The sequence below is a fragment of the Streptomyces sp. NPDC002669 genome, assembly GCF_042889165.1.
In the GTDB taxonomy this organism is placed as follows: domain Bacteria; phylum Actinomycetota; class Actinomycetes; order Streptomycetales; family Streptomycetaceae; genus Streptomyces.
The window spans coordinates 49,394-73,814 of sequence record NZ_JBIAQQ010000035.1; the positions used below are offsets into that span (position 1 = coordinate 49,394).

Annotated in this window: 27 protein-coding genes; 14 read left to right on the forward strand and 13 right to left on the reverse strand. The window is 71.9% G+C overall.

Annotated elements, in window-relative coordinates; genetic code table 11:
* The first annotated feature begins 351 nt into the window (after positions 1-351).
* Positions 352-624, forward strand: coding sequence for an SHOCT domain-containing protein (locus ACFYW1_RS34545; RefSeq protein ID WP_389002468.1), 273 nt, complete (start codon positions 352-354; stop codon positions 622-624).
* A gap of 310 nt (positions 625-934) precedes the next feature.
* On the forward strand, positions 935-1,354 hold the full coding sequence (locus ACFYW1_RS34550) for a CBS domain-containing protein (RefSeq protein ID WP_389002470.1): 420 nt from the start codon (positions 935-937) through the stop codon (positions 1,352-1,354).
* A gap of 82 nt (positions 1,355-1,436) precedes the next feature.
* Here ACFYW1_RS34550 and ACFYW1_RS34555 read toward each other — a convergent pair whose 3' ends face one another.
* The 4 genes from ACFYW1_RS34555 to ACFYW1_RS34570 form a co-directional block, all read right to left on the reverse strand.
* Positions 1,437-1,952 (reverse strand): DUF2231 domain-containing protein, encoded by a 516-nt coding sequence (locus tag ACFYW1_RS34555; RefSeq protein WP_389002473.1) that lies wholly within the window; start codon positions 1,950-1,952, stop codon positions 1,437-1,439.
* Between the two features lie 325 nt (positions 1,953-2,277).
* A complete protein-coding gene (locus ACFYW1_RS34560; protein ID WP_389002476.1) occupies positions 2,278-3,045 on the reverse strand; it encodes an FAD:protein FMN transferase in 768 nt (255 codons plus the stop codon).
* Positions 3,038-3,472: an FMN-binding protein gene (locus ACFYW1_RS34565; RefSeq protein WP_389002479.1), complete on the reverse strand. Its 435-nt coding sequence runs from the start codon at positions 3,470-3,472 to the stop codon at positions 3,038-3,040. The genes ACFYW1_RS34560 and ACFYW1_RS34565 overlap by 8 nt, the downstream gene beginning before the upstream one ends.
* Before the next feature lie 11 nt (positions 3,473-3,483).
* Entirely contained in the window at positions 3,484-4,848 is a 1,365-nt protein-coding gene (locus tag ACFYW1_RS34570; RefSeq protein ID WP_389002482.1) for a ferric reductase-like transmembrane domain-containing protein, read from the reverse strand.
* A 172-nt stretch (positions 4,849-5,020) separates the two neighbouring features.
* On the opposite strand from ACFYW1_RS34570, the gene ACFYW1_RS34575 reads away from it, so the two are divergent.
* Positions 5,021-5,755, forward strand: coding sequence for a response regulator transcription factor (locus ACFYW1_RS34575; protein WP_389002485.1), 735 nt, complete (start codon positions 5,021-5,023; stop codon positions 5,753-5,755).
* Positions 5,752-7,176 (forward strand): sensor histidine kinase, encoded by a 1,425-nt coding sequence (locus tag ACFYW1_RS34580; protein ID WP_389002489.1) that lies wholly within the window; start codon positions 5,752-5,754, stop codon positions 7,174-7,176. Before ACFYW1_RS34575 ends, ACFYW1_RS34580 begins: the two co-directional genes overlap by 4 nt.
* A 131-nt stretch (positions 7,177-7,307) precedes the next feature.
* Here ACFYW1_RS34580 and ACFYW1_RS34585 read toward each other — a convergent pair whose 3' ends face one another.
* Entirely contained in the window at positions 7,308-8,264 is a 957-nt protein-coding gene (locus ACFYW1_RS34585) for a proline dehydrogenase family protein (protein WP_389002492.1), read from the reverse strand.
* A gap of 132 nt (positions 8,265-8,396) precedes the next feature.
* Here ACFYW1_RS34585 and ACFYW1_RS34590 point away from each other — a divergent pair, with 132 nt between their 5' ends.
* Positions 8,397-9,353, forward strand: coding sequence for a GlxA family transcriptional regulator (locus tag ACFYW1_RS34590; protein ID WP_389002495.1), 957 nt, complete (start codon positions 8,397-8,399; stop codon positions 9,351-9,353).
* Between the two features lie 130 nt (positions 9,354-9,483).
* On the opposite strand, the gene ACFYW1_RS34595 is transcribed toward ACFYW1_RS34590, so the two are convergent.
* The gene (locus ACFYW1_RS34595; protein ID WP_389002498.1) at positions 9,484-9,684 is read right to left on the reverse strand and encodes a hypothetical protein; all 201 of its coding nucleotides are present in this window, start codon (positions 9,682-9,684) and stop codon (positions 9,484-9,486) included.
* 151 nt (positions 9,685-9,835) lie between these two features.
* A complete protein-coding gene (locus ACFYW1_RS34600) occupies positions 9,836-10,054 on the reverse strand; it encodes a hypothetical protein (protein WP_389002501.1) in 219 nt (72 codons plus the stop codon).
* Positions 10,055-10,704: 650 nt separating this feature from the next.
* On the opposite strand from ACFYW1_RS34600, the gene ACFYW1_RS34605 reads away from it, so the two are divergent.
* Entirely contained in the window at positions 10,705-12,048 is a 1,344-nt protein-coding gene (locus ACFYW1_RS34605; RefSeq protein ID WP_389002504.1) for a molybdopterin oxidoreductase family protein, read from the forward strand.
* Between the two features lie 252 nt (positions 12,049-12,300).
* Here ACFYW1_RS34605 and ACFYW1_RS34610 read toward each other — a convergent pair whose 3' ends face one another.
* The 5 genes from ACFYW1_RS34610 to ACFYW1_RS34630 are packed head-to-tail and all read right to left on the reverse strand — an operon-like array spanning position 12,301 to position 14,177.
* The gene (locus ACFYW1_RS34610) at positions 12,301-12,963 is read right to left on the reverse strand and encodes a CBS domain-containing protein (RefSeq protein WP_389002507.1); all 663 of its coding nucleotides are present in this window, start codon (positions 12,961-12,963) and stop codon (positions 12,301-12,303) included.
* A 2-nt stretch (positions 12,964-12,965) separates the two neighbouring features.
* Positions 12,966-13,220: a phosphopantetheine-binding protein gene (locus ACFYW1_RS34615; protein ID WP_389002510.1), complete on the reverse strand. Its 255-nt coding sequence runs from the start codon at positions 13,218-13,220 to the stop codon at positions 12,966-12,968.
* On the reverse strand, positions 13,217-13,324 hold the full coding sequence (locus tag ACFYW1_RS34620; protein ID WP_389002513.1) for a 2-oxo acid dehydrogenase subunit E2: 108 nt from the start codon (positions 13,322-13,324) through the stop codon (positions 13,217-13,219). Before ACFYW1_RS34620 ends, ACFYW1_RS34615 begins: the two co-directional genes overlap by 4 nt.
* The gene (locus tag ACFYW1_RS34625; RefSeq protein WP_389002516.1) at positions 13,318-13,503 is read right to left on the reverse strand and encodes a hypothetical protein; all 186 of its coding nucleotides are present in this window, start codon (positions 13,501-13,503) and stop codon (positions 13,318-13,320) included. The genes ACFYW1_RS34620 and ACFYW1_RS34625 overlap by 7 nt, the downstream gene beginning before the upstream one ends.
* Positions 13,500-14,177: a CBS domain-containing protein gene (locus tag ACFYW1_RS34630; protein WP_389002519.1), complete on the reverse strand. Its 678-nt coding sequence runs from the start codon at positions 14,175-14,177 to the stop codon at positions 13,500-13,502. The genes ACFYW1_RS34625 and ACFYW1_RS34630 overlap by 4 nt, the downstream gene beginning before the upstream one ends.
* Positions 14,178-14,409: 232 nt before the next feature.
* On the opposite strand from ACFYW1_RS34630, the gene ACFYW1_RS34635 reads away from it, so the two are divergent.
* The 3 genes from ACFYW1_RS34635 to ACFYW1_RS34645 all read left to right on the forward strand — a co-directional run bounded on the left by ACFYW1_RS34635 (position 14,410) and on the right by ACFYW1_RS34645 (position 16,615).
* A complete protein-coding gene (locus tag ACFYW1_RS34635) occupies positions 14,410-14,649 on the forward strand; it encodes a DUF1918 domain-containing protein (RefSeq protein WP_389002522.1) in 240 nt (79 codons plus the stop codon).
* A 362-nt stretch (positions 14,650-15,011) separates the two neighbouring features.
* Entirely contained in the window at positions 15,012-15,911 is a 900-nt protein-coding gene (locus tag ACFYW1_RS34640) for a universal stress protein (RefSeq protein ID WP_389002525.1), read from the forward strand.
* Positions 15,908-16,615 (forward strand): helix-turn-helix domain-containing protein, encoded by a 708-nt coding sequence (locus ACFYW1_RS34645; protein WP_389002528.1) that lies wholly within the window; start codon positions 15,908-15,910, stop codon positions 16,613-16,615. Before ACFYW1_RS34640 ends, ACFYW1_RS34645 begins: the two co-directional genes overlap by 4 nt.
* Before the next feature lie 15 nt (positions 16,616-16,630).
* Here the strand turns inward: ACFYW1_RS34645 and ACFYW1_RS34650 are convergent, their stop codons facing one another.
* Complete coding sequence (locus tag ACFYW1_RS34650; RefSeq protein WP_389002531.1) at positions 16,631-17,521, reverse strand: universal stress protein; 891 nt, start codon at positions 17,519-17,521, stop codon at positions 16,631-16,633.
* Between the two features lie 185 nt (positions 17,522-17,706).
* Between ACFYW1_RS34650 and ACFYW1_RS34655 the strand changes: the two genes are divergently transcribed.
* The 5 genes from ACFYW1_RS34655 (at position 17,707) to ACFYW1_RS34675 (ending at position 24,325) form a co-directional block, all read left to right on the forward strand.
* Complete coding sequence (locus ACFYW1_RS34655; RefSeq protein WP_389002534.1) at positions 17,707-18,612, forward strand: universal stress protein; 906 nt, start codon at positions 17,707-17,709, stop codon at positions 18,610-18,612.
* Positions 18,609-19,529, forward strand: a complete 921-nt coding sequence (locus ACFYW1_RS34660; RefSeq protein WP_389002537.1) for a universal stress protein — start codon at positions 18,609-18,611, stop codon at positions 19,527-19,529. The genes ACFYW1_RS34655 and ACFYW1_RS34660 overlap by 4 nt, the downstream gene beginning before the upstream one ends.
* Before the next feature lie 866 nt (positions 19,530-20,395).
* Positions 20,396-20,845: an Hsp20/alpha crystallin family protein gene (locus ACFYW1_RS34665; RefSeq protein WP_389002540.1), complete on the forward strand. Its 450-nt coding sequence runs from the start codon at positions 20,396-20,398 to the stop codon at positions 20,843-20,845.
* A 155-nt stretch (positions 20,846-21,000) separates the two neighbouring features.
* On the forward strand, positions 21,001-21,573 hold the full coding sequence (locus ACFYW1_RS34670) for a hypothetical protein (protein WP_389002543.1): 573 nt from the start codon (positions 21,001-21,003) through the stop codon (positions 21,571-21,573).
* Between the two features lie 19 nt (positions 21,574-21,592).
* Entirely contained in the window at positions 21,593-24,325 is a 2,733-nt protein-coding gene (locus ACFYW1_RS34675; protein WP_389002546.1) for a cation-translocating P-type ATPase, read from the forward strand.
* The last annotated feature ends 96 nt before the right edge of the window (positions 24,326-24,421 follow it).

Consider the following 24,421-nt stretch of genomic DNA (forward strand, 5'->3'; position numbering starts at 1 on the left):
CGTTACGGAAGAGACCATGCCCGAAGTCAAGCGTCAGTGCCGAACGGGCTCCGCCACTCGGATTCACCGCGACGCGTTCGATGAGCCGGGTCGGCCGATGGGCCGGGTTCATCCACCAACGTGTGAGTGGCCGTGCCGCTGTTGTCCGGCCATACGTTTCCCGGAACCGGCTTCCCGGTGTGCGGGGCACGCGAGGTGCAGCGTCCTGGGCGGATTTCGTCGGCGGCTGCCTGCAATGCAGACCGGTACGGACCGTTCAGCCCACGGCAGGGGCCATGTTTCCTCTTCTCATCGATGACACGCGGCGCCACGCTGGAACTGTTGACGGCAGCCTGAAAGGAGGTGATTGGCATGATGTGGTACGGCGGCGGCTGGGGGTGGAGCGGATGGCTCTTCATGACCGTGATCATGGTTGTGTTCTGGTCGCTGCTGATCGTGGGGACCGTTGTCATGGCCCGCTACCTCGCCGGCCTCCACCGTGATCACCGACCTGGCCCGTCCTCCGGTGATCCGGCGTGGGGAAGCCGACGAGCCGAGGACCTGCTCGCGGAACGGTTCGCCCGCGGGGAAATCGACGAGGACGAGTACAAACGCCGTCTCACACTGCTGCGTGAGCAGCGGTGAACAACGCCGCCTCCCACCGGGGCCGGATATTTGGGGGTCGGTACGCGGTGGCCCTCGGCGGCTGTGGCACCGGCCCGCCCGGGTACCTGGTCCTCTCCGAATGCCGTCCCTGCCGTCTCGGTGCCGCCGAATCCGGTCTCGGGCGGCATCGAGTTCCTCCCGGTGGGGGCTCACGCGCGCTGGCTCACACCCCCTCTTGACCGGCATGCGTACGGGGCACGAAGAACCCACACTGGATTCAGGGGAGCGATTCGGGTCGTATCCGGACCACGGGCCGTGTCCGAGCATTCCGGGCCGGAAGGAGATGGCCATGACCATCGCACGGGAGATCATGCACACAGGTGCGACCTGCATCCAGGAGAGTGAGAGCCTGGAGGCCGCGGCGCGCCGGATGAGCGAGCTGGATGTCGGAGCGCTCCCGGTCTGCGGGCCGGACGACAGGCTTCACGGCATCGTCACCGACCGCGACATCGTGGTGAAGTGCCTGGCCAAGGGGAAAGATCCGAAGACCATGACCGCAGGCATGCTCGAGCAGGGCAAACCGATCACCGTCGACATCGAGGCCGACACGGACGATGTTCTGCGTGTCATGGAGGAACACAGGATCCGGCGGCTCCCGGTCATCGAGAACCACCGGCTGGTCGGCATGATCAGTGAGGCGGACCTGGCGCGTCGCCTGCCGGAGGAGAGGGTGGGCCACTTCGTCGAGGCCGTCTGCTCCGCGAAGTGAACATCGGTGACTGCCGGGGAGGACGGCTCTTGGACGGTGCGGCCGCACCCCTGGAACGGAGGTGCGGCACACCACGTGCCGGTCAGCCGCGATCGGGGTGCGCAGTGGTGGAGTAGGCGTCGTGCCAAGCGGCTCTGGCACCCGAATCGCCGATTCGGTAGACCTGCACACCCGCACCCACGCCGATGAAGAGGGACAGCGCCGCAGCGGTGATGCGGAGAGGCGTGCCCACCGTGCCGGAGGATCCCTCCGCCCCGGGGGAGCGGTGGCCGGCGCGGTGGTGGAGCCACCACACCGCCGCGGACGCCAGGAAGAGCCCGATGACCCAGGGGAGCAGTTGGTCGCCGAGTCCGGCGTGCTTACGGACCAGGGGATCGGGTTCCACGTGCCGTTCCAGCCACTCGCCGGCGTTGGTCGTGAGCGGCACGCTGATCAGGGGCACCAGGGCGAGGGCCGGCAGGGCGAGGCCGAACCTGCGCATGACGGAGGGGACGGTGGCGCACAGGATCAGGGAGAGGGCGGTGAGGGGCACCAGGACCACGACGACGTGCACGAACAGGACGTGGGCGGGAATGCCGTTGATCAGGTCGAGTCCCACAAGGGGCTCCTTCGTAGGGTGGGTTGAATGCCGGAGGGGAACAAGTCGGGCTCCTGCGGCGGCGTTTGGGTCATGCCCGGCTCGCGTGCCCCGGTGCGTGCGCCCGCCGAGTCGTCGTCGATCGCCGGGGCTCCTTCCCCGAGCTCTCGGCTCCGTTCGAGCACGGGAGACACCATCTGGCTCCCTCCTCCACCCTGCGATCGCACACACCCGGACCCCGCTCACCGGTCCGGTCCGATCCAGACGGAAGACCCTGGGCGGCGAGCCGCTGCCGCGGCCAGGCGGAGCCCGCCCCCGGCATGCGGGAATGACGCTATTTCGCACCTTATGCCCCATAGTGGATGAATCCTGGAGTCCGCCATTCCCGGCCGTCGGGCAGAACCGCGAAGGCTTCGTAGCCGTCCAGCGTCTCCACCCAGTCCTGCGCCCCGTCGCCTCGGGCGAACGCGGCGGTGGCGTAGGTGTCGGTCAGCGTCAGGCGGGGCCCGACGAGGGTGAGTGAGGCGAACGTGTCGGCAGGTCTTCCGGTGTGCGGGTCGACGATGTGATGGCCGCGTTCGGCCGTGCCGGAAGTGGCGACGGCCAGGTCGTGGTCAGCGGTGATGACGGTGGCCAGTTCACCGGGGCGCAGGGGGTGGGCGATGCCGACGCGCCACGCGGTGTCCGGGGCCGCCCGGCCGCGGAGTTGCAGGTCGCCTCCGCCGTTGACGCATGTGTGGTGCGCGCCTGCGTCGTGAAGGAGCTGGGAGGCCGCTTCGGTGGCCCAGCCCTTGACGAGTCCTGAGGGGTCGAGGGTTCCTGCCGGGATGACGCTGAACCAGCCGTCGCTGGTGTGGGCGGCCTGTGCGCACAGGGACAGGACTTCGTGGACTTCGGGCGGGCAGTCCTCCAGCCGGATCTCGTCGTGGTCGAGGCGGCTGATGTGGCTGTCGGACCGGTAGGTGGAGAACATGGCATCGATCCGGTGGAGGTGGCGTACGGCCTCGGCGAGGGCGCGGCGGATGGCGGGGGTCGGCCGGTCGCGGATGTCGAAGGAGAACACGGTGCCCATGACGTGCTCGACGTGGCGCAGCCCGGTCGCGGTGTCAGACATGGGCCTGGTCCAGTGCGCTCTGGAGGGACTGGACGTAACCCTGGCTGGTGTAGCTGGCGCCGGAGACGGCGTCGATGTGCGCGCTTTGGGCCCCGATGGCCTCCCGGGTGAGGCGGGGCAGGGCGTAGGCGGCGATCTCCTGATCACGGCCACTGCGGTCGGGGGCCCGGAGGACCTTGACCGAGGTGATCCTGCCCCGGTCGAGTGTGGCGGCGACCTGCACGGTTCCGTACCGGGTGTCGACGGGATCTCCGGTGAACGTGCCCGTCCCGGTGGGGGCGCCCGGCGAGGCGTCTGCGGGAGGGTGCGAGGCCGCGGGGGAACGGGGAGCCGCCCCGGCCGGGGCGGGGAGCTGGTGGGGTTTGAGAGCGAGCAGGGCGAGGATCAGGGCGCTGGCCCCGGTGGTGGTGAGAACGGCTCGGCGCATGGCGGTTCTCCTCAGAACGCGAAGGACTCGTGGTGGATGCGCCGGGCCGGGACTCCGGCCTCGCGCAGGGCCCCGATCGCGGCCCCGGTCATGCCGGGCGGGCCGCAGAGGTAGACGTCGTGCGCGGCCAGGTCGGGGACCAGGGCGCTCAGGGACCGGGCGGTGAGAGGGGCGGAGCGTTCGGCCGGTTCGTCGACGACGTAGTGCACGGTGGCCCGGCGGCGGGCGGCTATCGCGTCGAGTTCACCGCGCAGCGCGAGGTCGACGGTGCGGCGTGCCCGGTAGACGAGGGTCACGTGGCCCGGCAGCGTCTCGAAGAGCGCACGCAGGGGAGTGATGCCGATGCCGCCTGCCAGGAACAGGACCTTGGGGGCGGTGCGGCGGTTCGCGGTGAAGGAGCCGTAAGGTCCCTCGGCCCACACCCGGGTGCCGGGCCTCAAGCGGGCGAGGGCGGCGCTGTGCCCGCCGGCGGCCTTGACCGTGATCCGCAGGTGGCCGGGGTGGGCGGGGGCAGAGAGGGAGTAGGGGTTGGCGGTCCACCACAGCCCATGGGTCAGGAAGCGCCAGCGCAGGAATTGCCCCGGTTCGCCCCCGAGGTCGTCGAGGTGCCGACCGGTGAGGTGGATGGAGACCACGCCCGGTGCTTCGGGGCGGACCGCGGCCACGCGCAGGCGGTGGCGCAGCCCTCGCCGGACGGGGGCGGCGAAGCGGTACCGAGCGAGCAGGGCCGTGACCCCGAGGAACAGCGTGTACCACGCCGCCTGCGCGAGGCGGTCGCCGACGAAGTCGGCTCCGTTGGAGAGCTGGTGCCCGAAGGAGAGGAAGACCGCCAGATAGGTCGCGAAGTGCAGGTAGTGCCACGTCTCGTAACTCATCCTGCGGCGGGCGGCGCGGGCGGACACGATCCCTGTGGCCACGAACAGCAGGAAACCGGCCGTGCCCTTGAGCAGGTCGGGGTAGTGAAGGACGAGGGTGGAGGTCTGGTCGACCACGTTCGTGCGGGAGGACAGCGAGTAGCCCCAGATGATCAGCAGGGTGTGCGCAAGGGCGAGGGACACGGTGCAGCGGCCTCCCCAGGCGTGCCAGCGGGCGAGTCGGTCGGTGCCGATGTTGTGATCCAGGAGCGGCATCCGGGCCATCAGCGCCAGCAGAACCGCGCAGGCGTATCCGGCCAGGAGACCGGTGATACGTCCCGCGCCGGTGAGCCAGGCCGCCGGGCCGACCACCGAGGTCGTGTCGCTCCACCACAGACCCAGCACCCCGGCGGCACCGGCCCAGATCGCCAACGACACCAGGAGCGGAACGCGGCTGCGGCGCGGGCGCCGGTGGCGCATCCCACGGCTCGTGTACGTCATGGTGGTGGATGTGGTGGTCATGAGGCTCCTCCGGACATGGCGCACGCTCCGGCGACGGGCGGCCAGCCTCACAGCCCAACTTCTGCGTACCTTCTGAAACAGCGTGATCGATCGCTCTCGGCCCCGATTCAGAGGAAACTCAGAGACACCCCTCACCCCTGCCGCGGCCTGTGTCGGGGATGCTGAAGAAATCATGGACAAGCCGCACACGACACCGCTTCTGCACCGCCCGGACGGAGCCCCCGTACGGATCCTCGTCGTCGACGACGAACCCGACGTCACCGATGTCCTGGCCGGGGCCATTACCGGTGAGGGCTGGCAGGTGCGCACCGCGGGCGACGGCGCGACCGCGCTGGCGACGGCGCGTGTCTTCCGGCCCGACGCGGTGGTTCTGGACTGGATGCTGCCCGACCTGGACGGCCTCCAGGTCCTGCGGGCCCTCAGACGTGAGATGCCCGAGGTGTGCGTCCTGTTCCTGACAGCCCGTGATGCGGTCGAGGACCGCATCGCCGGGATCACGGCGGGCGGTGACGACTACGTCACCAAGCCCTACAGCCTGGAGGAGGTCCTGGCCCGGCTGCGCGGGCTGCTGCGGCGGGCCGGAATGACCGCCGGACCGGGCACGAACCGGCTCACCGTCGGCGACCTCACCATGGACGAGGAAGCCCGGGAGGTCCGGCGAGGCGGGGCCGCCGTCGAGTTGTCCCGCACCGAGTTCGAGCTCCTGCGCTTCCTCATGCGCAACCCGCGCCGGGTCCTGTCCAAGGACCAGATCCTCGACCGGGTCTGGTCCTACGACTTCGGCGGCCGTGCCCACATCGTCGAGCTGTACATCAGCTACCTGCGCAAGAAGATCGACGCCGGACGCACCCCGATGATCCACACCGTGCGCGGCGTCGGCTACGTCCTCAAGCCGGAACCCTCATGAGGCGCCTGCCGCCCCGCTCGCTGCGTGGCCAGCTCACCGTCGGACTCGTCGTCCTGCTCGCCCTCGCCTGTTTCGCTGTCGGGGTCACCACCACCCTTGTTCTGCGGAGCTTCCTCATGGGACGCCTGGACGAGCAGCTCTCCGCATCCGGTGGCCGGTTCGCGGCCAGCCTGGAACACGAGGCCAGGCCCGACGCCGACAACCGCCCCGATACCCGGGGTCAGGCCGAGGAGACCTTCGGCGCCCGCCTCCTGGACGACACCGTCACCCGGGCGGCCGTCGTCGACGATGCCGCCGACCGCCCCCTCGCACTCACCCCCGAGGACCGCCGCGCCCTGACCGGAATCCCCGTGGACGGAAGCGGGCACAGCATCCGCCTCTCCGGCCTGGGCAAGTACCGTGTCACGGCTGTCCGGGGCGATGACCGGGACATCCTGATCACGGGCCTGCCCCTGCGCCCGGTGGAAGAGACCGTCCACCGCCTCGAAGCGGTCGAAGCAGTGCTGTTCACTGCCGCTCTCGTGGCGACCGGCATCGCGGGAGCCGCGTGGGTGCGGATCTCCCTGCGCCCCCTCCGGAAGGTCACCGCCCATGCGGCGGAGGTCGCCGGACTACCGCTCGCCAGTGGCGAGATCGCCATGCCCGACCCACTCTCCGACACCGACCCCCGCACCGAGGTCGGCCAGGTCGGCACCGCCCTCAACCACATGCTCGGCCACGTCGAGGACGCGCTCACCCGGCGCCAGGCCGTCGAGGAACGCCTGCGGCACTTCGCGGCCGACGCCAGCCACGAACTGCGCACCCCCGTCTCCAACATCCGCGGCCACGCCGAATTGGCCCTGCGCCACCGAGGACCTGTCCCCGCCGAAGTCCGTCATGCCCTGGAACGCATCGACAGCGAGTCCCTGCGCATGACCCGCCTCGTCGATGACCTGCTTCTTCTCGCGCGTCTTGACGCCGGACGGCCCCTCGAGCACGAGCCGGTCGATCTGACCCTGCTGATCCTCGACGCGACGGACGACGCCCGCGCCGCCAGTCCTGGTCACCACTGGCTCCTCGACCTCCCCGAAGAACCGGTCACCGTCACCGGCGACGCCCACCGCCTCCAGCAGGCGATCGGCAACCTCCTCGTCAACGCCCGGACCCACACGCCGACCGGCACCGATGTGACCATTGCCCTCACCGAGGAACAGGGCACCGTCCTGGTGGACGTGAGCGACAACGGCCCCGGCATCCCCGAGGAAATCCAGCCCGAAGTCTTCGGCCGTTTCGTCCGCGCCGACCACGCCCGCTCCCGCAGTACCGGAAGCACCGGGCTCGGCCTCGCCATCGTCCACGCCGTCGTCACCGCCCACGGCGGAACCACCACCGTCACCAGCCGCCCCGGACACACCACCTTCCGCATCACACTCCCCTCCTGAACTGCTCGCTCTGCCGGCACACCCATCGAGCGGGTCGGACGAACAGCCCCACCGCTCCGGCCCTCGGGTCGTCGGCGCTTCGCAGGGAAGGGCGTGCAGGCGTCATGACGCAGGCCCGGACCGTGGGGTGCTCATGCGGCAGCGTCGACGAGGGCTTGGAGCAGGCGCTGGGGGTCTTCGGCGATGCGGTTGCAAATGTAGAGCCACCATTCCGTGCCGAAGACGATGTACTCCCGGGTGGGGTGGCCGCGCTCGGCCATGACCCGGAGGCGATCGGGCCCGAGGCCGAGGAGGGTCTCGAACTCCCAGGGGGCGGAATGGGTGCCCTTCCCTCCGAGGTGCTGGTCGATACGGTCGATCAGATCCCAGTCGTGGGTGGCGAAGGAGCACAGGTGGCCCGAGTCGGCCAGCTGTTGCGCATACGCAAGATAGGCGGCGGTCAGGGCGGGGGCCTCGCGGCGGTGGGCGATGGCCTCGGGTTCGAGGAAGGCGCCCTTGACCAGGCGGATGCGGCCGGGGAGGGAAAGCAGCTCCGGCAGGTCGTCCGCGGTGCGATACAGGCGAGCCTGCACGGTGATGCCCACATGGTCGAACCGCTCGCACAGCTTGCGGTGCAGGGCAAGTACCTCGTCGGTCCGATCGGAGCCTTCAGCCGAGATCACCATCTCCCGCCCGGCGTCGGCGGTGGCCCGGGCGATGCGGGAGGCATTGGCGAGGGCAAGCTCCGCATCGACGGCGAGGCCGATGTGGGACAGGTCGAGGGAGATCGAGCACCCGGGTGGCAGCAGTCGGGCCGCGGAGAGGAACGTGTCGGTCTCTTCCGTGGCCCGCTGCGGGTCGCGGCAGCTCTCGCCCATGTACTCGACATTCACACGGTGGCCGACGGCCAGGACCTGCCGGGCCCGGTCCAGGGCGTCGGGCAGGGTTTCACCGGCCACGTACCGCCGCGCGATTTTGCGGGCCAGAGGGCCCAGGACCGGGTCACCGGGGACACGCCACTTCAGTTCCTCGTCGAGTGCGAGCCCGCGCAGGACCTGGGCGGCCTGTGACGAGAGGGTGGCGTCGGCAGTCGGGTTCTGCGTGGTCATGCGCTGTGCCTAGCTGTTCGCGGGACGGATGAACGCCTGCGAGCCTTCCAGACCGGTGCTCCCCCCGGGAGTGGCAGAAACGACAGGTAAGCTGAAATCCCTGCCACTGTCGCCGGAAGAGATCGGGAACCTGTGCTTCGCGACGTCGCCGTCCTGGCTCTCCAAGGCGCCCACGCCTTCGAGCTGGGCGTGTTCTGCGAGGTCTTCGGGATCGACCGCAGCGACGACGCGCTGCCCGTGTACGACTTCGCTCTCGTCTCGGCCACCGGCGACAGCGTGCCGACCCGTCATGGCTTCGAGGTGCGGGCCCGGCACGGCCTGGAGCGGCTGGCATCGGCGGACCTCGTCTGCGTCCCGGCCTACGACCTCGACGTGCACCAGCCGGACCGCCTGGCCGAGGAACTGCGGGCCGCCGTACAGCGTGGTGCTCAAGTCCTGAGCATCTGTACCGGGGCCTTTCTCCTGGGCGAGGCCGGGCTGCTCGACGGGCGAGGCTGTACCACGCACTGGCGCTACACCGACGAACTCGCCCGCCGCCACCCGCGTGCCCGGGTCGAGTCGGACGTGCTCTACGTCGACGAGGCCCCGGTCATCACCGGCGCAGGGACCGCCGCAGGAGTCGATACCTGCCTCCACCTCATCCGCAGGGAACACGGCAGCGCCGTCGCCGGCGCGATCGCCCGTCGCATGGTCACACCCCCGCACCGCGACGGAGGCCAGCACCAGTACCGCCAACGCCCCCTTCCCCGGGAGGGGACCGGGTCCCTCACCCCTGTCCTGGCCTGGATGGAGGCCAACCTCGACCAGGACCTGACCGTCGACACGATGGCCGGCCGTGCCCGCCTTTCCCCGCGGACCTTCGCCCGACGCTTCCGGCAGGAGACCGGGACCACGCCGCTGCGATGGCTGACCGGACAGCGGGTCCTGCTCGCGCAGCACCACCTGGAGACCACGGACGACCCGGTAACCGCGATCGCCCACCGCGCGGGCTTCGGTACCGTCGACAACCTCCGACACCACTTCGCCCGACACCTCGGCACGACGCCCCAGATGTACCGGCGCGCGTTCAGGACTCCGCCCACCGACTGACTGTCCGCGCCCTCCGCAGCTCGACAAGGGCCGCGCAGTGCTGTCGGCTTGCGAGTCGTGAAAAAGCCGGAAAGCCCGTGATCCGTGCAGTTGAGCTGCCCGAGTTCCGTGGAGCCCGATCTTGATGGGGTCAGGCGGACCGCGGGGTCTGCTTCCGGCTCTGCCAGAAGGCTTCCTCGTGCTCGGCAGGTGGGACGTGGTCGAGCGCGGAGCGGAGTCGTTCCTCGTCGTGCCGGGTGATGTGCTGAAAGATCGCCCGCTCGACCTGGTCGGCGTCCTTCCAGGGGCCCTGCACCTCGATCGGATCGGCCCCGAAGGTGAAGAAACTCAAACGAGGCGTCCACCGCTCCATCCAGGCACTCGAACGCGACATCCGTGCCCGGCTCGCCGACTGGAACGACCACCCCAGACCGTTCGTCCGGACGAAGACAGCCGACGAGATCCTCGACAAGGTCGCCGCCCACTGCCGACAGATCTCCGACTCAGGTCACCCGCAAGCGTCCCGAAGCCTTGCTCGCAGCCAAGGGATACGACTCCGACCTCTGTCGTGAAGGACTCCGCAAGCGCAGCGTCCTGCCGGTCATCTCCTGCAAGGGCAGCCCGAGCATCCAGGTCCGGGCAGACTCCGCCATGCCGCCGAGCAGGCCTTCGCCCTGCTCCACCACCTCGCCGTCCGCCGGGAACGCCGCGCCGGACTCCACGATGTCTTCTCCTCCCCGGCCTGCGGCCTCATCTGCTGGAGACGTTCAGGAAAGCCCAATCGTGATCTTGCTACGGGCTCCGAGGAACCCGGCGATGCAACCACAGCAGGCGGACCTCCAGGCCACGACGACCGCCTCTGGACCCTCGCGGGCGGTCACCGTCTGCCCCCGGACCCCGCAGACCGCGAGCAGGCCGGGGCGGGCCCCGCCCATCCCTCCGTCCGCCGCCGGCCCGCGGACTCCTTTCCCGTCCCTCGCCCATGGAGGACGCCGACCGTACCGAGGGGCCGGGGCCGCCCGCCGGGAAGGGAGTTACGGCACATCCTCCGACACGGCCGTCCACCGGTCCCCGGCTGTGAGGCGCGCACCCGGACGGACCGGCGCGGCGGCGGACGGGGGGCGACCCGCGCCGTGCGGTACGCCGTCGGCGGGGCCGGGCAGCTTGTTCCCTCGCCGATTGCCCGCAGGGACCGGGATGCCTCCCAAGGCGTTTCTGGCCATGCCGGGACCATGGCCGGTCGGACTCCACATGGACCTGACGAGGCCCGCGACGGGCTCCGTGAGGTGGCCGCACGGCGCGGGGGGCGCGACGGCCTGCTGGCCGCCGGGCTCCGGCAGGCCAGGTCCGGCACCGCGGAGGAACCCGGAGCATGGGCACCCGAGGTCGCGCGGGCCGTCGGTCTGCCCGCGGCAGCGGGCCTCGGGCCCGCGACGTACTTCGCGGATCTGGCGGCTCCGGTGTTCCCGCGGCCGACGTCGTCGCCGCCGCGCGGCTCTGCGGCCGGGCCGAACGTCCCGCCGTCGTATACGGTCTCGGTGTCACCGAACACCTGCACGGCACCGACGGCGTCCGCACCCTGGCGAACCTGCCCATCCTGCGCGGTGCGGTCGGCGGCACCGGACGCGGCCACGGCATCAGTCCGCTGCGGGGTCAGAACAACGTCCAGGGTGCCTCGGACATGGGCGCACTGCCGGATCTGCTGCCGGGCTACGGTCGTGTCACCGATCCCGAGGCCCGCGCCCGCGCCGAAGAGGTGTGGGGGCGGGCGGTTCCGTCGGCACCCGGACTGCGGATCCCCGAGATGTTCACGGCCGCCCGCGATGGCCGGTTGCGTGTTCTCTGGGTCATCGGTGAGGACGTGTGCGCGACCGACCCCGACAGTCGGCACGTCGCCGAAGCCCTCGACGCCTGCCCGCTTGTCGTCGTCAACGAACTCTTCCTCGGAGAGACCGCCCGGCACGCCGACATCGTCCTGCCGGTGGCCTCCTGGCTGGAGAAGGACGGCACCTTCGTGAACTTCGACCGCCGCTTCCAGCGAGTACGGGCCGCCGTGCGCCCGCCCGGAGCGGTCCGCACCGACTTCGAGGTCGTGCGGTCCGTCGCCGCAGCGACGGGCGTCGACCTCGGCTGCCCCACCCCGGCCGAAGCCCTGGACGAATGTGCCCGAATCGCGCCTTTGCTCGGTGGCCTCTCGCATGCGCGGCTCGATCGTGAGGGCGCGGTGCACTGGCCCTGCCCTTCACCGGACGGGCCCGGCGAAGCGACTCTGTACACCGGGGAGTTCGCCACGGCCGACGGCCGTGCCCACCTCTGCGCCGTCCCTTACCTGCCGCCGGGCGAGGAGCCGGACGCCGATTACCCCCTCCTGCTCGTCACAGGGCGCCGCTGGGCCCACTACAACTCCGGCAGCATGACCCGCCGGGGTGCCAACCTCCTGCTCGACAACCGGGGCAGCCTCGACCTCCACCCCGAGGACGCCGCCCGGTACGGAGTGCGGGACGGTGCCCCCGTCACCGTCCGGAGCCGGCACGGGCGAGCCCGCCTCGTCGCCCGTGTGGGGACGGAACTCGCCCCCGGACAGGTCTTCTGCGCGTTCCACTTTCCCGCGGACGGCGTCAACACCCTGATGTCCCGGCACGCCGACACCGTGACCTCGTGCCCGGAGTGCAAGGTCACGGCGGTACGGCTGAGTTCGGCTGCCGACGACGACTGAAACACCGCTCCTCGCCGTCGGAACGGGTACCCGGGAAGCCGGCCTGCCTGCGGGTTCGCCGAGCTGGGTCATGCAACATGATTCGGAGCTGCCCGGGAGTATCCGTCCTCTTCTGCCGGACGGTTCGGCCCCTGCCGGTTCGTGCCGTCGGCCACTGTGGGCGACCAAGCCGAGCCGATGTGACTGGTCTCCCACCAGTTCCGGGCCTTCGACCTGGAGGGCCTCCCCGAGGAACTGCGCCCCAACCCGGGTTCAGGCCGTGTCATCGGCGTCCGGGGCAAGACGGGCCGAGGAGACCGAGACCACTCCGTCGACCGTCGCGCACATGCGTTCGACGGCCGGGATCATGCCGCGGGACGGCAACTTCCCGCCGAGTTCGACCCGACCCCCGCTCACCTCGACGGAGAGCAGGGCCGGGTCGAGACGCAGGGCGCCGACGAGCACGTCGTCGACGATCTCGCTGCGGATGTCGTCGTCCTCACGCAGAAAGATCCGCATCAGATCCCGGCGGCTGATGATTCCCACGAGCCGGTCCTCGTCGTCGACCACGACGAGGCGCTTGATGCCCTGGACCTCCATCAGCCGGGCCGCCTCCGCCACCGTCCAATCGGGGCGGGCACACACGGCGGGAGCCGACATCAGCTCCTCGGCGCGGGTTCCCTCGGCCTTCGCCAGTTCCCACGCCTCCAGTCCCGGCACGGGGGACGAACCACCCGGCGCGTCGGTCCGGTCGGCGGCCTTGCGCAGCAGGTCCCCTTCGGAGACCACGCCGAGCACCCGGCCCTCGCCGTCCACCACGGGCACCGCGGTCACCCGGTGTCGTGCGAGCACCCGCGCGATCTCCTTGAACGGGACGTCGCCATGGACCCTCACCACGTCGCGGGTCATCAACTCCGCGATCCTGCTGTGACGCATCATCAGTTCCTTTCGCGTGCGGGTGTCTCCGCCGGGGGCAGCAGGCGTGCGACGCAGCCGTTCCAGGTGTCGAGGGCCGTGTGGTCGTCCTCGGTGAGCTCCCGACCGCCGAGTCCGGCGAGTGCCTCGACGAATTCGAGGAAGTCCAGCGAATCCATCTCGAACGTTTCCCGCAGGGACGCGTCGGGATCGAGCCCCGTGAAGTCGGCGTCGGGAACGGCCTGCCGGACGAACGCACCTGCCTGGTCGTGGTTCACAGTTCCTCCGGGCGTTGCAGGAATCGGTCCAGGGCGGTCAGGAGACGCGCGCCGGTCGCACCGTCGGCGGCACGGTGGTCGGCGGACAGGGTCGCCGTCAGCACGGGGCGTACCCCGAGCAGGCCGCGCACGGCCACCGGCCGTTCGACTCGACGGCCCCGTACTCGATGTTGATGACCCCGCCCGGCAGCCCGGCGAGCCGGGAACGCTCGCGCCGCCAGGAGAACGTGGCCCGGGCGTCGGCGTAGTCGGGCATGACGGGGGCCACCCGCATGGCGTTCATCGCGGCGGCTCCACGTCGAGGGCGAGGTTGTCGTAGGCGTAGTCGAGGGACTCGTGCAGGGCGACGACTCCGTCGACGGAACGGCACAGCCGCACGATCACGGGGATGTCGGCGCGCTCGTCGACGCGGCCCGTCAGGGTCACGACCCCGTCGGCGACGGCGACGCGGAGCGTGTCGGGGGCGAGCCCCAGGGTGCCGGCCAGGACGTCGTGCTCGATCTCGGCACGGATCGCGGAGTCGCTGCGGAGGAACGGGCGCAGCAGATCGCTGCGGCTGACGATCCCGACGAGCCGACCGGTCTCGTCGGTCACGGGAAGCCGTTTCACTCCCTTGTGATGCATCGTCCGGGCCGTCTCGACGAGATTCCACCCAGGCTGTGCCGTGACGGCCGGGGAGGTCATCAGCTCGGCCGCCGTCTCCGCGTCGGGCAGCCCGTGCTCCTGGGGCAGGAGCTGGACGCCCGCCCAGCGACCCTCCAGGTCGGGGAGCCCGGCGGTGGCCCGCAGCAGGTCGGCCTCCGAGACCACGCCCAGCAGACGTCGGTCCTCGTCCACGACCGGGACCGCCGAGACGTCGTTCCCGGCGAAGAGACGGGCGATCTCCTTGAACGAGGCCGAGGGAGCCGCGGTGACGACGTCGTGCGTCATCACTTCGAAAACCGTTCGATGCTGCATGACGGTCCTCCTCACGGGGGCGCGGGATCCCGGCAGGTCCCACCCTGCTGCGCCGACCCGGCGGCCGGGCAGTGCCGAACGGCCCCCTTCCGGGACCGATGGCCCCTATGGGGGGAAGCCGGGCGGGCGCAGAGTGGGTCCGGGAGCACGGGCCGTCCGAGGACGCGACGGCCAGGCAGCCCGCGGAGATCGGGAGAAGACCGTGGCTGGGACCGAGGGACGACATGGCCCGGTGGAACCGCGTGCCGGGCTGTGGGCCCGGGTGGGTGATCGACTGATCGTGGGCGGTGCCACCGTCGGGGACGAGGGGCGGGACGGCGAGATCATCGGGCTGCACCACATGGACGGCACTCCGCCCTACGACGTCCGCTGGTCGGACACGGGCCGGGTCACCCTGGTGTTCCCCGGCCCCGACGCCCGGGTCCACCACTACCCGCCGAACGGCACGAAGACCTCTGCACAGGCGTCGTGAACCCCGCCGAGGTGTCCACCGCGCCGGGCACAGCACGGGTCGGATTCCCCGGCGCGGACCTGGCAGGTGCCCGGCGCGTGCCACGACCCGTCCCGGACCCGTGCGGCGGGCACCTCGCGGAGAACGTCCGCCTCCGACCCCACGCCGCCCCCGGCCGGCAGCACGGGTACCGCGCCCCTTCGGAGCCGAATGGACCGGAAGATCTCCTCGACCGGGACGGGCCCTCCTCATGCCGTGCCAGGCATCGCCGGACGGTGCAGGACCAGGCGGACCGTACCCGGGACCGACCGGCCCTACCCCGTTCCCACCGTCGGTGCGAGCGTGGCAGCAGACCATCATGCGACCGGAAGGCGGTGGGCACGATGGAAGCCCCCCTGGTGGTGGGCGTCGACGGTTCCGACGCCAGTCTCGCGGCCCTGGACTGGGCCGTCGACGAGGCAGTGCGGCACGGATGTCCCCTGCGCATCGTGCACGCCTCGCTGTGGGAACGGTACGAAGGAGTGGTGCCGGCCTGGACCACCGACCGTCCCTCGGCCCAGGTCCTCGCCGAGAACATCGTCGGCGGGGCGGCGGAACGAGCCCGGCAACGGGCACCCGGCCTCTCCCTCGGCACGGACATCGCCGCCGAGGACGCGGCAGGCGCCCTGCTCAGGGAAGGGCGGGAAGCCATGGCCGTGGTCATCGGGTCGCGTGGACGGAGCGAACTGGGCGACCTCCTGCTCGGTTCGGTCGGTCTCGTCGTCGCAGCCCGGGCCTCCTGTCCGGTCGTCGTCGTCCGGGGGGACCAGCATGCCCAGGACGCTCTTCATCAGCGGGTCCTGCTGGGCATCGGCGACCACGACACGGACTCGCCGGCCGTCAGGTTCGCCTTCCGCGAGGCGGCGCTGCGGCAGGCGGAGCTGGACGTCGTCCGCGCCTGGCGGCGCCCCGCCCCCGAACCGGTCGACCACCTGCTCCCGACCGGTGAGACGAGCCCCGGCTTCGAGCAGAGGGCGTCCGGGATGCTCGCCAGGGCCCTCGACGCGGGCACGCGGGAACACCCCGAGGTCCGTCTGCGCAGGAGCACCGTCGAGGGGCCCGCGCACAGGGTGCTGACCGAGCGCTCCGCCGCCGCCGACCTGCTGGTCGTCGGGGCACGCCGCCGGGACGGTGCCATCGGCCTGCAACTCGGCAGGGTGGCCCACCGAGCCCTGCACCACGCCGCGTGCCCCGTCGCCGTCGTGCCGCAGAACCGAACGGTGACCGCCGGAGGAGAAGCATGATGCACACGGCCGACGGGCACCACCGGAGCGATCTCGGCCGCCGGGTCGCCACGAGGCGCCGGCAGCTCGGCCTCTCCCGGGAGGAGGTGGCGGTCCGGTCCGGTTCCAGCCCCGGCTACATCGCCTACGTGGAGGAGCGGCTGCCCGCCCCCGGGATCGAGTTCCTGGTCCGGCTCGCCAACGCCCTGGAGACGACTGTCCAGGACCTGACGGGCCTCACGGCCGAACTCGCGCCGGGCGAAGGTCCGGCGGGGAGCCGGCCGAGGCTGGAGGCGGTCGACGAGAAGGAGTGCTGGGCGCTGCTCGGCGACCACGGTGTGGGCCGGGTCGCCGTCGAGGCGGCGGACGGCCTGGAGGTCTTCCCCGTCAACTACCGGGTTCTCGACGGAAAGGTGCTCTTCGTCACCACGTCCACGTCCGCGCTCGGGCTCGCGGCGGCGGCCGGTGCCGAGATCGCCTTCGAGGAGGACCACCTGGACGAGGCATTCCGCCAGGGCTGGAGCGTGCTCCTCGTCGGCCCGGTGCACACGGTGTCCGAACCCATCGAGTCACAGATCCTCCGGGACGCCGCGCACTCGCAGTCGTGGGCGGGGGACGGACGGGACACGGCCGTGCTGCTCTTGCCGCACCGCGTGACGGGGCGGCGGATCCTGGTGCCGGGCGCGCCCGGCACCGCCGACGGGTCCGACGGGCAAGAGACCTGACGTCCGGCTGCCGTTTCATCCCGTCCCGGCCGGCTCGCTCAGGGGAACCACCGCGACCGGAGCGGGGCTGTGATGGAGGACCGCGTGGGCCACGCGGCCGAGACGCGTCCCGACGGGCAGCCTGGGCGTCCGGCGGCCCATGATCACGAGCTCCGCGCCTTGTGACGCCTGCGCCATCCGGTGGGTGGCGGAACCCGAGACCGCCTTGGCCGTGGCCTCCACACCCGGGAACCGCTCACGCCAGGGCGCCAGCAGGCCGTCGAGGTCGCCGAGCAGGCGGGCACCGAGCTCTTCGCCGATCCCGGGGTCCACGACGGCCGCGCGGCCGTAGGAGGCGGGCAGCGTCCAACTGTGCAGGAACCGGAGGGGCACCCGTCGTCGGGCCGCCTCCGCGAATGAGAACGCCAGCAGGGATTCGCACGGATGGTGGAGGTCGACGCCCACCACGATTCCGTCACGGGGGGCCGTCGGCTCCGCATGCCGCCCCGCCCCCTCCGCGCGCACGAGGACGACCGGCTTCCGTGCCGCGCCGACGACCGAGAGAGAGACCGAGCCGACGACGAAGCCGAGGACGCCGCCGAGACCCCGAGACCCGAGGGCCATCAGATCGGCCTCGTCCGCCGCGGCCGTCAGCTCGTCCGCCGCCCGGCCGCACAGCCGCCCGGTGAACACTTCCAGACCGGGATGCTCCTTTCGCGCGCGGTCCGCCCCGTCCCGCAGCAGTTCCTCGGCCTGCTCGGCGGAAGTCCGGGCGTACGGAAGCGGCACCTCGGGCGTGTTCGGCCATTCCTCCACGTGCACCAGCCGGAGCGGAACCTCGCGCAGCACCGCTTCCCCCGCCCCCCAGCGAGCCGCGGCGAGGCTTTCGTCCGAGCCGTCCAGACCCACGGTGACCTGGGCTGTCATCACTGCCTCCTCGGCCGTGCCGGTTCACGGCTCCAGACTCGTACCGCCCCTTCCCGGGAGAGAGGGCCGGGCAGGTCTCGATCGGGGCCGAACGGCCCATGCCGGGGTGGCCCGCAGGGATGCGAGCGTGGGGAGTGTCGTCCTCGGGGACGTGCGGGAACCCCCGGCGGACCGAAGGAGGAGCCATGAACAGCGAGACCCCTGCCCGGCCCGAGCTCGCCGATGTCGTCGTGGGGATCGACGGATCGCCTTCCGCGCGGGCGGCCGCGCTCTGGGCCGCCGCGGAGGCGGACCGGCGCTTTCGGCCCCTGCATCTCGTCCACGCCGCCGACACCGACCGGCGCGCCTACTGGAGCGATGCGGAGACGATCCAGGCGGTGCGGGAAGCCGGCCGCGACCTGCTGATCGAGACGGAGGAAGCCGTCCGGGAGCGCTTCCCCGGCCTCACCGTCACCAGGAAACTGGGCCGCGGCGAGCCGGTTTCCGGACTCGTGGCCGCCGCCGGCGGCCGGGGAACGGTCGTGGTCGGCAGCAGAGGGCTCGGAGGCTTCTCCTCCCTCCTGCTCGGCTCGGTGGGGCTGGGCGTGGCGGCCCGCGCCGAGGTGCCCGTGATCGTCGTACGGGGGGAGACGGAGCGCCCCGGGACGGGCTCGGTGACCGCGGCCGTGCACGACTCCACCGACCTGGAGTGGCTGCTCCTGGCCGCCGCGGAGGCGGACGTCCGCAAGGCGGCCCTGCGCATCGTGAGCGTATGGAACGTGCTCACCCACATCGGCACCGTCGCGACCATGCTCGACGACCTCGACGGGATCGCCCGGCAGCGGGTCCACGACATGAAGGAGCTCGCCGACCGCGTCCACGAGCGGTATCCCGACCTGGTCGTCGGACCTCACGTGGAGACCGGGACGAGCACCCCCGGAATCCTGATCGAGGCGAGTTCCCGCACCGACCTGATCGTGATGGGCCGGGGCCGCCACCCGCTGGGAGTGGGACCCTCCCTCGGCCGCGTCGCCCACACCCTCATCCACCACGCGCACTGCCCCGTGGAGATCGTCCCGCAGGGCTTCGCGGGCAGGGACGGCACGACATGAACGACCTCCTGTTCGGTGTCGATCCGAAAGGACTGGCCGTACCGGCCGTCGCCTGGGCAACCGCCGAGGCCGACCGCAGACGGCTGCGTCTGTGCCTCGTGGTCGCGTTGCCACCCGTCCACGACCGGCTGTGGTACGACGCCGTCGGCCACGGGAGCGCCCTACGGCTCCGGGCGGAGTCGGCGCTCGCCAACGTGGAGGACCTCGTACGGGAACTGCACAGCGACGTGAGGATCTCGGCGGAACTCACGGCTGGGACGCCGGCCACGGTACTGCTCGACCGGGCGGCCGACGCCGACCTGGTGGTCGTGGGGTCGCGCGGTCTCGGCAGGGCCGTCGAGCTGCTCGGCGAAGGTTCGGTGGTCGTCCCGCTCACCGCGCGTGCTCCCTGCCCCGTCGTCGTGGTCCGCGCCCCGGAACACACCGCGGTGCATCCACCCACCCTCGTCGTGGGCGTGGACGGCAGCGGGGCGAGCCGGGCGGCCGTCGCGTTCGCCGTCGAGGAGGCGAGCCTGCGCGAGGCGCGACTCCGGGCGGTCTGGGTCTGGCCCCGCCCGGTCCTCGCGCACGACGACACCGAAGAGGGGCTGTCCGAGCGGCGGCGTCTGCTCGCCGAGTCCTTGGCCGGCTGGGCGGAGCGGTATCCGGATGTGGACATCACCGCAGAGGTCTGCCGGGGACATCCGGTCGAACAACTCGCCCTGGCTGCACAGTCCTCCCTCGCCCTCGTCGTCGGACGCACGGGGCGGGGCGGTTACACGGGCATGCGCCTCGGCTCGACGGTCCACGGCCTGTTGCACCATGCCGACTGCCCGGTGATCACCGTCCCCTCCGCCGGGCGGAAGAAGCAGGGCGGCGCTCCCGCCCGGGCCTGCAAGTCCCGCCTCCGCACGACCGGCCCGCCCCTGCCGGGCTGATCCGCCCGGCTCCGGGAGCACCGCACCCCGTACGAGACCGCGGAGCGGGAGCACATGCGAGGAGAGGTATCCCACCGTACGGAAAGGTGAGCACCATGGAGCGCATCCGGACCGGTGCCAGGACCGACCGTCCCCGTGAGCGGCCCCCGCTCGACCCGCGCACACCGTCCGGCCGTTCCCTGCCGTGCTGACCGGGGGACCCGTGCGGAAACCGGCCGGAAGCCACGGGGGCGCCATGGGACCCGCGCGGCACGTCGTATCCTTCGCCGGGCCGGCCGACAGGACATCGGCCGTGCAGGGACGGAACGTCCCGCCCGGCTTCGCCGTGGGCAGGTGCCATGACGTCGTGGCGGATGCGGCCCCCGACACAAGCACCGGAGAAGAGGGATGACCATGCCCCGCAGGACACGACGCCGCCCCGCCCACGAACCGAGGCCGCTCCGGCTCGAACGCCAGGACGCCGTGAGCGGTGTGCCGGCCATGCCGCACGGACCCCTGCCGCATGGCCCGGCGACGACCGGACGGCCTGGGCGCCCGGTGCACACGGTCCAGGTTTCCGCCGCCTTTCTCTGATGCCCCGGACGGCGGGAGCCGAGCCGCCGTCGCAGTGCCACCGATCTCGCGGCCCGCACGTCGTTCTGCTGACGCGACCTCGCCCCATGAGGGCCGAGGAGCGGAGCAGGCGTGTCATGGGCCGGTCGGTCCCCTGTGGATCAGGACCGTTCGGCCCTCCCCGAGAGCCCCCTTGGGCACTGCGCCGCGCAGGATACGGGCGGAAGGGTGGAGGAGCGGAGCCGGATCGGGCTCCGTGGCCCGGCCCGCCCCATGGGTGGCGTCCCGGACCCATGAGCAGGAGGAGCAGAACGATGACCGGAGCGAAGGTGGAACGCAGGCACAACTTCTTCCCCGACTTCAACGACTGGTTCAGCAGGGAGTTTCCCGGGCTGCCCGGCCGGTTCCCCGCCATGGCCGCCCACTCCATTCCGATGGAGGTCACCAGCGGCGACGGCACGTACGTCCTGCGGGCCGAACTCCCCGGGATGGACCCGGACGAGGACATCACCATCACGGTCGACGGCAACCTGGTCACGGTGAGCGCCGAGCACGGTGAGAGCACCCAGGACAAGGAGCATTCGGAGTTCCGCTACGGATCGTTCCGCAGAACCGTGCGTCTCCCGGACCCCGTTCCCGCCGAGGGCGTCGAGGCGTCCTACACGGACGGCATCCTCACCGTCCGTGTCCCGATGCCCGACCAGGAGACCCGGGCGGCACGGACCGTTCCGGTGAAGCGGGGCGATGCCGGGAACCGCTCATGAGCAGGAAGTCCGTCCCGGCCCCCCGCGTCGGCGGCCACGGCGTCCCCGCCGGCACCGCCGACGGGACCGGCCGGACGCCGAGGGACGGCGGGGGCGGCAGCGCCGCCCGCTGAGCCCTCTTCCCGTCCGGCGTGAGATCCGTCCGGAGGCGCACCATGACCGACCACGAGCAGTCGGGCCGCGGCCCCGGTGGGCGAGTGGCCGCAGTCATCGTCCTGGCCATCGCCCTGATCTGCGGCGCGGTCGCCGCCGGACAGCTGTGGAGCGCCGGAGGCCGGGCCGACCGCGTACGCGCCGAGCACCTCCACCGGGTGACGGCGACCACCACGGGGCCGGCCGAGGAGCCGCCCGCCCCGATCCAGCAGGGCACACAGGCACGGTTCGTCGCTCCGGCGGTCTGGGAGTACCCCGACGACGTCCACCGGTCCGGAACCGTCGAAGTGCCTCCCCGGACCCCCCGGGGCCACACCGTGCCCATCTGGGTGGACGCCGCCGGAGCCCCCGCCCCGCCGCCGGGCAACGACGCGGAACGCGTGCTGGTCTCGTTCACCGGCGGCGCGGCCGTGGCCGGCACTGCGGGGGCGGCCGGGGCCGGTGTCCTCGTCCTCGTACGGCGGCGTACCGAGAACCGGGCCCTCGCGGCCCTCGAACGCGAGTGGGAGCAGGTGGAACCCGTATGGTCCGGCAGGCTCCGGCGGGGCAGCGAATCCGGGGCCGATGATGACTGAGCGGGGCGACGGCCCAGTCGTGACCGCCCGTGCCAAAAGCCGTACCGGCCCCGCGCGGCCGTCCGCCGGGACATTGCCCTTCGACCCCAGCGAGCCCCTGCCCCGACTCCGCCGCGAACTCGCCACCGGTCCGGACGGGCTGTCCGCCCGCGAGGCGGCCCGCCGCCTCGCGGTCCACGGTCCCAACGAGGTGCGCCGCAAGGCGCACACCTCCTTCTCGCGGGAACTGGTCGGGCAACTGGTGCATCCTCTCGCCCTGCTGCTCTGGGCCGCCGCCGTCCTGGCCTTCGTCGCGGATCTGGCAGTGCTCGGCTGGGCCGTCCTCGCGGTCATCGTCATCAACGCGGGCTTCGCGCTGCTCCAGGAGCGCCAGGCCGAACGTGCGGTGGAGACCCTCGCCCGCTACCTGCCCGAGCGGGCCCTCGTCGTGCGCGACGGGCAGTCGCTCACCGTGGAGGCCCGCGACTTGGTGCCGGGCGATGTCATCCTCCTGGAGGAGGGCGACAAGGTCCCGGCGGACGCACGGGTCACCGAGGGAGGCGTGGAGGTCGACCTCTCGATGCTCACGGGGGAGTCCGTGCCGGCGGAGCGGGTGGCGGCGGCCGGGCTGCTCGGCGCGCCGTTGCTGGAGGAGCCGAACCTCGTCCTCAGCGGGACGAGCTGTGTCGAGGGGCAGGCCCGAGCCGTCGTGTTCGCCACCGGGGACCGCACCGAACTCGGGCGGATCGCCGCACTCAGCCAGCGGACCCGCCGGGAGGAAAGCCCTCTGGAGCACCAGGTCAAGAAGGTGGCATGGCTCATCGCCGGCGTCGCCACGGGCATGGGCGCCGTCTTCCTCGTCGTCGGGGTGGCGGTGGGCCTTCCGGTGACCGACTCCCTGATGTTCGCCATCGGGCTCCTCGTCGCCAACGTCCCCGAGGGGCTGCTGCCGACCATCACCCTGGCCCTGGCCGTCGGGGTCCGGGTCCTGGCCCGGCAGGGTGCCCTGGTCAAACGGCTCAGTGCCGTGGAGACACTCGGCTCGACGAGCGTGATCTGCACGGACAAGACCGGCACGCTCACCCGTAACCGCATGCGTCTGCGCACGCTCTGGACGGTCGGTCACGGAACGGACGAGGGCCCGTGGACGGGGCCACTGCTACGGGCGGGCGCTCTGTGCACCACGGTCACCCGCGACGCGGACGGCGAACTGCACGGTGATCCCACCGAGGCCGCCCTCGTCACAGGGGCCGGGGAGCGTGGGGGCCCGGTGGATCTCGACCGTCGAGACGCGGAACGGCGTGCGCTGTTCCGCTTCGATCCACGACTGCGACTGATGTCGGTCGTCCAGGAGGGAGAGGAGGCGGGCCGGGCACGGATCGTGGTCAAGGGGGCGCCCGAAGTGGTCCTGTCCCGTGTCCCGCCCGGCCCCGACAGGGCGGCGGCCCGTTCGGCGGCGCAACGGCTGGCCGAGGGCGGTATGCGGGTCCTGGCCGTCGCCGCACGCGACCTGCCGCGCGGGGAGGAACCGCCCGCCCGCCGGCAGGAGGCCGAGTCGGAACTGACCCTGCTGGGCCTCGTCGGGCTGTACGACCCGCCCCGCTCCGAGGTGGCGGCGGCCGTCGGCCGCTGTCACGAGGCCGGGGTGCGCGTGCACGTCGTGACGGGGGACAGCGGCGCCACGGCCGCGGCGATCGCCCGCGAGGTCGGCATCGGGGATCCCCGGCTGGAGGTCGTCGCCGCCTCCGAGTCACTGGGCGATGACGAGCTGGACCGGCTCCTCGCGGAGGGCGACGCCGAGGTCGTCTTCGCCCGGTCCTCGCCCGAGACGAAACTCAAGGTCGCCGACACCTTGCGGGCTCACGGCCGGATCGTCGCCATGACCGGCGACGGCGTCAACGACGCGCCGGCGCTCCACCGGGCCCACATCGGCGTGGCCATGGGCCGGTCGGGCACCGATGTGGCCCGTGAGGCAGCGGCCATGGTGCTGACGGACGACGACTTCGCCACCATCGTCACCGCGATCGAGTCCGGGCGCCGCGTCTACGACAACGTCCGCAAGTTCATCGTCTACATCTTCGCCCACGCCACCCCTGAGATCGTGCCCTTCCTCGTCTTCGCCCTGTCGGCGGGTGCGGTACCGCTCCCGCTGACGGTGCTGCAGATCCTCGCCATCGATCTGGGCACGGAGACCCTTCCCGCCCTCGCCCTGGGCCGGGAGCGCTCCGAGCCCGGCATCATGCGGCGGCCGCCGCGCTCCGAGCGTGAGTCCGTGATCTCCCACGAGATGCTCGTCCGCAGCTGGGGCTGTCTGGGGGCGGTGTCGGCCGTCCTCGTCATGGCCGGCTACTTCTACGTGCTCTGGCGCGCGGGCTGGCAGCCGGGCGACCCCACGGGACCCGGCAGCCCTCTGCACGACGCCTACGTGATGGCCACCACGGCCACTTTCGCGGGGATCGTCACCTGCCAGGTCGGCACCGCCTTCGCGGCCCGTACGGACCACGCCGCGCTGAGGGAGATCGGCGTGCTGTCCAATCCGTTGCTGTTGGCGGGCATCGCCTTCGAGCTCGTGTTCACGGCGGCCCTCGTCTACGCACCGCCTTTGCAGAGGGTCTTCGGCACGGCGGCCCTTCCCTGGGGCGTGGTTCTGTTCATCGCGACATTCCCGGTTCTGGTCTGGGGCACGGACGAGCTGCGGCGCGCCCGGCGCCGCCGACGGGCGTCGTCCGTCACCGGATCCGTGCGGGCGGAGGAGCGGAACACCCGTAAGTGATCGTCACATCGCCGGTGCGGCGTCGTCCCCGTGGCTGAGCCGGTCGACGACCCCCACGACCCCGTCGACGCTGTTGCAGAGCCTGAGGAGGACGGG

Excerpts from the sequence above, each read along its gene's own strand:
- ACFYW1_RS34585 (WP_389002492.1), bottom strand. The coding sequence starts at position 8,264 with ATGACCACGCAGAACCCGACTGCCGACGCCACCCTCTCGTCACAGGCC.
- ACFYW1_RS34665 (WP_389002540.1), top strand. The coding sequence starts at position 20,396 with ATGACCGGAGCGAAGGTGGAACGCAGGCACAACTTCTTCCCCGACTTC.
- ACFYW1_RS34605 (WP_389002504.1), top strand. The coding sequence starts at position 10,705 with ATGGGCACCCGAGGTCGCGCGGGCCGTCGGTCTGCCCGCGGCAGCGGG.
- ACFYW1_RS34650 (WP_389002531.1), bottom strand. The coding sequence starts at position 17,521 with ATGACAGCCCAGGTCACCGTGGGTCTGGACGGCTCGGACGAAAGCCTC.
- ACFYW1_RS34625 (WP_389002516.1), bottom strand. The coding sequence starts at position 13,503 with ATGAACGCCATGCGGGTGGCCCCCGTCATGCCCGACTACGCCGACGCC.
- ACFYW1_RS34610 (WP_389002507.1), bottom strand. The coding sequence starts at position 12,963 with ATGCGTCACAGCAGGATCGCGGAGTTGATGACCCGCGACGTGGTGAGG.
- ACFYW1_RS34560 (WP_389002476.1), bottom strand. The coding sequence starts at position 3,045 with ATGTCTGACACCGCGACCGGGCTGCGCCACGTCGAGCACGTCATGGGC.
- ACFYW1_RS34570 (WP_389002482.1), bottom strand. The coding sequence starts at position 4,848 with ATGACCACCACATCCACCACCATGACGTACACGAGCCGTGGGATGCGC.
- ACFYW1_RS34660 (WP_389002537.1), top strand. The coding sequence starts at position 18,609 with ATGAACGACCTCCTGTTCGGTGTCGATCCGAAAGGACTGGCCGTACCG.
- ACFYW1_RS34655 (WP_389002534.1), top strand. The coding sequence starts at position 17,707 with ATGAACAGCGAGACCCCTGCCCGGCCCGAGCTCGCCGATGTCGTCGTG.
- ACFYW1_RS34580 (WP_389002489.1), top strand. The coding sequence starts at position 5,752 with ATGAGGCGCCTGCCGCCCCGCTCGCTGCGTGGCCAGCTCACCGTCGGA.
- ACFYW1_RS34640 (WP_389002525.1), top strand. The coding sequence starts at position 15,012 with ATGGAAGCCCCCCTGGTGGTGGGCGTCGACGGTTCCGACGCCAGTCTC.
- ACFYW1_RS34645 (WP_389002528.1), top strand. The coding sequence starts at position 15,908 with ATGATGCACACGGCCGACGGGCACCACCGGAGCGATCTCGGCCGCCGG.
- ACFYW1_RS34670 (WP_389002543.1), top strand. The coding sequence starts at position 21,001 with ATGACCGACCACGAGCAGTCGGGCCGCGGCCCCGGTGGGCGAGTGGCC.
- ACFYW1_RS34565 (WP_389002479.1), bottom strand. The coding sequence starts at position 3,472 with ATGCGCCGAGCCGTTCTCACCACCACCGGGGCCAGCGCCCTGATCCTC.
- ACFYW1_RS34630 (WP_389002519.1), bottom strand. The coding sequence starts at position 14,177 with ATGCAGCATCGAACGGTTTTCGAAGTGATGACGCACGACGTCGTCACC.
- ACFYW1_RS34545 (WP_389002468.1), top strand. The coding sequence starts at position 352 with ATGATGTGGTACGGCGGCGGCTGGGGGTGGAGCGGATGGCTCTTCATG.
- ACFYW1_RS34575 (WP_389002485.1), top strand. The coding sequence starts at position 5,021 with ATGGACAAGCCGCACACGACACCGCTTCTGCACCGCCCGGACGGAGCC.
- ACFYW1_RS34550 (WP_389002470.1), top strand. The coding sequence starts at position 935 with ATGACCATCGCACGGGAGATCATGCACACAGGTGCGACCTGCATCCAG.